5 protein-coding genes and 2 pseudogenes are annotated in these 6918 nt (G+C 61.2%); all 7 read left to right on the forward strand.

The annotated features are described in order from the left end of the window. Window positions 1–219: pseudogene (locus P9254_RS28715) on the forward strand (5-aminolevulinate synthase); the annotation flags it as partial. A 63-nt stretch (window positions 220–282) separates the two neighbouring features. Next, entirely contained in the window at window positions 283–723 is a 441-nt protein-coding gene (locus P9254_RS28720) for a pyridoxamine 5'-phosphate oxidase family protein (protein WP_278055418.1), read from the forward strand. Window positions 724–1160: 437 nt separating this feature from the next. Further along, window positions 1161–1571, forward strand: coding sequence for a DUF4145 domain-containing protein (locus P9254_RS29195; RefSeq protein ID WP_278055419.1), 411 nt, complete (start codon window positions 1161–1163; stop codon window positions 1569–1571). 793 nt (window positions 1572–2364) lie between these two features. Next, window positions 2365–2664, forward strand: a complete 300-nt coding sequence (locus P9254_RS28725) for a helix-turn-helix domain-containing protein (protein ID WP_278055717.1) — start codon at window positions 2365–2367, stop codon at window positions 2662–2664. A 929-nt stretch (window positions 2665–3593) separates the two neighbouring features. Then, complete coding sequence (locus P9254_RS28730) at window positions 3594–4787, forward strand: cation:proton antiporter (protein ID WP_278055421.1); 1194 nt, start codon at window positions 3594–3596, stop codon at window positions 4785–4787. 267 nt (window positions 4788–5054) lie between these two features. Beyond that, a complete protein-coding gene (gene nhaA, locus P9254_RS28735) occupies window positions 5055–6272 on the forward strand; it encodes a Na+/H+ antiporter NhaA (RefSeq protein WP_278055423.1) in 1218 nt (405 codons plus the stop codon). A 108-nt stretch (window positions 6273–6380) separates the two neighbouring features. Next, window positions 6381–6918: pseudogene (locus tag P9254_RS28740) on the forward strand (transposase); the annotation flags it as partial.

Raw genomic sequence — 6918 nt, forward strand, 5'->3', positions numbered from 1 at the left:
TACATCCAGCCGATCAACTATCCGACGGTGCCGCGCGGCACCGAACGGCTGCGCATCACGCCGACACCCTTCCATTCGGACGCGCTGATCGCCGAACTGCAGGACGCGCTGGTCGAGACCTGGGACGCGCTCGGCATCCCCTGTGCCGCCTCCGGCCGTCCGGCCGTCGCCAAGAGCGACCGGGTTATTCCACTCCTGGTGCAAAAGGCAGGGGGATGAGGGCGACACGCAATGAGATCTGTCTGATGCACGTAGCGACCGCAAAGAACAGGAGCCGCGCCAATGCTCATCCGTACGCTTTCCTCTCTGGAATGCACCAAGCTGTTGACGGGCAACCGCATTGCTCGCTTGGCCTGTGCAAAAGACGGACATCCGTACGTCGTGCCGCTCTATTACGCCCACTCAGACAATCACCTCTACGCGTTCTCAATGCTGGGCAAGAAGATCAATTGGATGCGCGTCAATCCGCTGGTTTCGGTCCAAGTCGATGAGCGCGGTCCAGGCAGATCTTGGAAGAGCGTGGTCGTCGACGGACGCTATGAGGAACTTCCCGACCGGATCGGACACAAGCTGCAGCGGGATCACGCTTGGGCCCTGCTCAGCAAGCATGCCGACTGGTGGGAGCCCGGCGCGCTGAAGCCGGGTGCCGGTAACGACCTGCCGCATGTTTTTTTCCGGATCTTTGTCGCCGACGTTTCAGGGCGCGAGGCGACGGAGAGCTGATCGAAACTGAGGTGATCGGCAACTCTTCGTCTCTCCGCAGAGCTGGACGGAGCACCTGCTCTGAGGGCTGTGCTGCTTATGCGCGGCGCCGGCGTTCATACGCGACTGGCGTCGCCGAGGACTTCATTGGCCGAATGGTCGACGATGCACCGGTTGAGCATTTGCTAGTGGCGCGCCAAGCCGCCGTTAGCAGCTGAGCCGCGACGTCTGCTTTAGGAAGACTGCATTGCCACCGCGAATGTCCGAGAATCGGGCGCATTCCGGACCAATCGTCCATCAGCCAAGTGCCAATTTTGATACGAATCGAATAGAGCCGCGTGCAAGCGTTTTCTGCATGCCGGGCTTTCCCGCGCGTCCTTGGCCCCGCCGCGGGCCGAATCGATGTAGTTGCCACGTTTGCCAACCCACAATTGACGGCTACGCTCGCGTAATGGGACATGACGAGAAGAAAGGTCTGGGTCGGCCGACCACCTCGAGTCCGATGGAGGCTGAAAGGCGGCTTCGCGAGCGGGGCGATCGCGCGGTTTTGGGAGGGTTCTGACCGAGAACGGCCCTCTATCGACCTCTCCCACAAGATCAAAATAGCCCGGGCCTTCGGCTTCATTCCACCTGCCTTGGCCGCCGAGATCCATAAGATTCGCGCAATCAGGAACAGGTTCGCGCATACCGACGACCACCTGACGTTCAAAAACGATGAAATCGCCAAATTGGTCTCGAAGCTTGAGGCGGCCCAAGGGGCCAACAGCGTGGACCCGAGGAGGTCTTCGCCACCACAGTCCTCAATCGCCGATGAACTTATCAAGCTGTGGAAAGAGGGTTCACGGGACCGATCGGTTCTTCCCGGGTGATGATGGCGAAATCGATGCTATTTCGCCCTTCGCCTTCGCATAGTCGTTCCGCTGGCGACGGCCACTTCGACACCGAGTCGGTCAAAGTGTGATGGGTGAAGCTGATGTTCTGTCGTCGCGCCCCGTCTCGCGACATCGCGGGCAAAAGGTGACCTTGCGTAAGGCGGCCTCGCCAGAAGAATAGTTCATGCCGCGGCGGCGCGCGATACTAAAGGCCGAGGCCGATCTGGCGATTGCACGGGCGACGATGCGATCGGGAAAACAACTCTAAAGCCTGAGGCTACTCCCGCCTTATGGATGCGTAACGCACCTATTGGCAGGGCTTATATTTATCGCAGCCGGCGCCGGTCTTGCCCCCGAACCCCGCGCCGGTTAGGCCCGGCGTTTGCTGGCCTACCCCGTCAGCCTGCCGGGCCGCTCCTGTGTGGAGGGCGGTAGGAAGCCGCTGTCGCGCTACGCACGCATCTACGAACCCGCTGATCTTGATTTGCTCCAGCGGGTATTTGATCGGCTGTGCGCTGAACGCCGGCTAGCTCTAAGAGACAGAGAACAGCGAAACCAACTGGCGGCGGAAGTCTTCCAAGCTTTCGACGAGGGGACCACCGACGAAGCAGACCTGTGGCGCGCGCTTTCCAGGCTTCGAGCAGCTAAGGGCGCCAAAGAAAGCCGGCAACCGGAGAGAGACGGTGGCGACGCCCTCTCGACCCAGAAGCGCAATGACCGGGGGCGATAAGGCCCCATCGAAGACGCCGTCGGCGGCGGAACATTTTAGAGACATTGAATGTTTCACACCATGGACAGCCGAGACCAACTCTCAGCGGAACAATCAAGCGCCGCACGATCTCTCTTGAACTGGTCGCGAGTGCGACTGGCTGCCAAGGCCAACCTTAGCGAATCGACGATCTGCGAATTTGAGAACGGCTTTAGCAGACCGAAACCCGATAACGTCGCAGCAATGCGGCGGGCTTTGGAGGACGCGGGAATTATCTTCACCGTTAAAGGGCCGTCGCTGCCACGCTCTGAAGGTCCGAATACCAGTCGCCAGACAGATAATAGAACGTGGCGACGCCGGCAGACAAAACACCCGCCATAAAAACGGTCCTACGTTCTCTAGCGGTGAAAGCCTTTCGGGGTATTGTCGGGCGGCGACATCCTATTTTGAAGCCAAGTTTGTAGACCACCCGATTGCGGTTATCGGTGACCCGGACCCATTCCGTTTCCGCCTCCCGATCCTGTACGTTGCGGCCAGTGACCCATTCTGCCGCTGTTTCGCCGAGATCGTCTTGGCGTAGCTAACAGAGACTGCATCCGCTCCCAACATCGTTTGAACGGTATAGCTGTTCATTGGCGGGGCCTCCCGTAAGTTCCGCACAAACCGGAAAGAGCCCGCCAGTGTGAAGGAGGACGGGCTCTTTGCCGGGCGGCGCAGTTGTCAGCCAGCTCCCTGCCGACATGCCATCCCGGCGCATCGCTGCACAGCGCCGCCTAGCTGCCGAACTTCGATAGCCGACTCAACGCCGGGAAGTAAGGCACCGCGTGCATCGTGGTAGACATCACCCGTGTGGGACACATCAAAGAAGAAATGAGGCATGGTCGACCTCGCGTATGCGGGAAGTGTCCCTCATAATTCGTGCGATTTCGTAAAGGCTGGCCTGACAGGCACTCGGAAGCCTCAGGATCACTGCCCGCCGGGCGTGCCGGCGAGCGGTCTCGATGGCCCTCCGTGATTGGGCATTACCCGGCCTTTCCGAGGAACGGGCCGAGGTCTACTGACCGAAAGCGTCTGCGAGAACATATCGATCGGAGTTTGCGTTCAGGTGCAGGCGGGCGACCCGGCCTGCTTGCGGGGGAGTCGGGGGGACGACTTGAGCGGGACAGGCCGGGCCGCTTACCCCGTTACGAGCCGGGGCAGATGCACATTATGCGCCGCCTTCGCAGCGACTGACATTAACATTTTCTAAGGCTTAGCTAACAACTAGCCCTGCAAACTAGCCTGAGGCCGCATTGATGATCGGAGTCGCAATGGACGAGCTCTCAATCCCCACGTTGGGAATGATTCTGCTGACGGCCTCCCTGGTCGCCATGATCTCGAGGAGGCTCAGACTGCCCTATAGTGTCGGACTGGTTGCAGCCGGGATCGCTCTTAGTTTTGTGCCGGGTGCAGCCGAGCTACCACTCAGCCGGGATCTAATCTTCACGGTTTTCCTGCCACCACTGATCTTCCAGGCCGCCCTTGAGATAGAGTGGCGCCACTTCCGGCTGAACCTGCCGGTGACCGCACTGCTCGTCTTTCCGGGCGTCGCGATCGCTGCTGCAGCGGTAGCCATCGGCATGCATCAGCTGCTCGGGTGGAGTTGGATCGGCGCCAGCCTGTTCGGCGTGCTGATCGCTGCCACCGATCCCGTGTCCGTCCTGGCTGCATTCAAAGAGATGAAGGTGCAGCCTCGTCTGGGACTTCTGGTCGAGTCAGAAAGTCTGCTCAACGATGGAGCGGCCGCTGTCGGCTTCGCCATTCTGATCGCGGTCGCTGCCGGAGCCAGCGCCACGCCCTTGGCAATAGCCTTTTCATTTGCCTGGACGGTTGCGGGCGGCCTCGCCGTCGGAGCGGGCGTGGCGGCCGTGCTCCTTCTCATTGCAGGAAGGACTGAGGACCATCTGGTGGAAATTACGCTGACAACGATTGCCGCCTACGGATCATTCCTGATCGCGGAAAAGTTCGGCATGTCGGGCGTTCTCGCAACGCTCACCGCCGGTCTGCTGGTGGGCAATGTCGGTTGGAAAGGCGCTATATCGGAAAATGCCCGTAGCCATGTGCTTGCGTTTTGGGGGTACGCAGCCTTCCTTGCCAACTCCATCGTGTTCATTTTGATCGGCGGGCATGAAGCGCACCAACCACTTGGATTGTTTGCCGCTCCATCTGCTGTCGCGGTCGTGCTAGTGTTGCTCGGCCGCGTACTGGCGATCTATCCACTTTGCGCCCTGCTCAACCGGACAGCTCTGAAGGTCGATTTCAGATATCAGCACATTCTGGTCTGGGGAGGTCTAAGAGGCTCGCTCGCTCTGGCGCTAGCGCTCGCCCTTCCCCATAGCGTGGCGGAGCGCGGTGCGATCATCGTTACGGCATTCGCCGTAGTAGCGTTTTCGATCTTCGTTCAAGGCCTCACCATGCCTTGGCTCGTCAAACGAATGGGACTGATCGAAGACGGGTCCGCCTGATCAACAGCGAGCTGGGCAAGCTGGGCGAGGCTAGCCACCCCTCGGCTCACTCCTTCTTTGGCGCGCCGCTCTGATTAGCGGCCGGCCTGTCCAACGTGCATGTGAGTTGCCCTCCGCGAAAGCACTAATACTTGCAGCGAGGAAAGCCGCAGCAAACTTGCTTTCAGGGTGTCATTGCCTATCTCTATCCAAAGGCGTGTGCTGCGTGCGCCCGGGCTCTGCTCGACTACGGAGAACGTGACAACCCGTTTCCATCGGAGCGCAGCGATGCCCAAGCTCAAATCGATGCTTCGCGAATTCCTCGACGGCGAGGCGGCCGGCGGCATCATCCTGATGGCGGCCGCCGCACTTGCGCTCATCGTCGCAAACTCGCCGCTCGCCGAAACCTATTTCGCCGCCCTCCACGCCTATCTCGGTCCGCTCAGCGTCTCGCACTGGGTCAATGACGGGCTTATGGCGGTGTTCTTCCTCCTGGTCGGGCTGGAGATCAAGCGCGAGATGCTGGACGGTCAGCTCTCAACCTGGCCGCGCCGCGTGCTGCCGGGCATCGCCGCAGCCGGCGGCATGGTGTTTCCGGCGCTGGTCTATGTGTTGGTCAACCGCGACAACCAGGCGGCCCTTTCCGGCTGGGCGATCCCCACCGCCACCGACATTGCCTTCGCGCTCGGCGTGCTGTCGCTGCTCGGCAGCCGCGTACCGGCCTCGCTGAAAGTGTTTCTCACCGCTTTGGCCATCATCGACGATCTCGGCGCCGTCATCATCATCGCGCTGTTCTACACCAGCGGCCTGTCGCTCGCCTATCTCGGCGCCGCCTTCGCGGTCATCGCCGTATTGATCGTGCTCAACCGCATGCGGGTGATGAACCTCTTGCCCTATCTCGTGCTGGGCGCGCTGCTTTGGGTGCTGGTGCTGAAATCGGGCGTGCATGCGACGCTTGCCGGCGTGGCGCTGGCGCTCACCATTCCGCTCGAGCGTTCGCCCGGCATCGGTCACGACGTCGAACACTCGCCGCTGCACCGGCTGGAACATGGGCTGCACAAGCTCGTGCCTTTCATCGTCATCCCGATCTTCGGCTTCGCCAATGCCGGCGTCTCGCTCGGCGGCCTGAGCGTTGCCGCGCTGGTCGAGCCTCTGACGCTGGGCGTCGCCGCCGGCCTCGTCGTCGGCAAGCTGGTCGGCGTCTTCGGCGCCTCGGTTCTCGCCATCCGGCTCGGCCTCGCCGACCTGCCGGCCAATGCCGGCTGGCTGCATATGATCGGCATTTCGCTTCTGTGCGGCATCGGCTTCACCATGAGCCTGTTCATCGGCCTGCTCGCCTTCGCCAATGACGCGGCCCTTCAGGACGCGGTTAAGGTCGGCATTCTTGTAGGATCGATCGTTTCAGCGCTTCTCGGCATTAGCGTTTTGCTTGTGGCGCAACTGGAGAACACCACCCGCATTCGTCGCGATACCCTGGCCGGCAAAGCGCAAGAGACAGAGGGTTGATGGAGCGGTCCGGCCAGCCGGTTCGTCTTTTGGGCGAGGGTGTCTGACCTTGCCCCTCTGATCTAATCCGGTTTGAAGTTCGTTCTGGCCCATCGAGAGGACCAGGACATGAAGCGCAGCCGCTTCTCTGAAGAGCAGATCATCGGAATTTTGAAGGAGCATGAGGCCGGGGTCTCGGTCGCCGACCTGTGTCGGAAGCACGGCGTCAGCGATGCTTCGATCTACAACTGGAAGGCCCGCTTTGGCGGGATGGATGTCTCCGAGGCTCGGCGACTGAAGGCGCTGGAGGACGAGAACACGCGGCTGAAGCGGCTTCTGGCCGACGCCATGCTCGACAATGCCGCATTGAAGGATCTCGTGGGAAAGAAATGGTGACGCCCGCGGCCAAGCGGAAAGCTGTCGCTTACCTGAAGGAAGGCTTCGGGATGAGCGAACGGCGGGCGTGTAAAGCCATCGGCTGTTGCCGCATGACGGTTCGCTACGAGACCAGCAGGCCGGACGACCGCGAGATTCGCGAGCGGATGAAGGCGATCGCGCAGGAGCGTCGCCGGTTCGGCTACCGGCGTCTCCTCGTGATGCTGAGGCGGGAGGGCCTGGTCGTGAACCACAAGAAGCTGTTCCGGCTCTATCGGGAGGAGAAGCTCGC

This window comes from Mesorhizobium sp. WSM4983 (assembly GCF_029625765.1).
Taxonomy (GTDB): Bacteria; Pseudomonadota; Alphaproteobacteria; order Rhizobiales; family Rhizobiaceae; genus Mesorhizobium.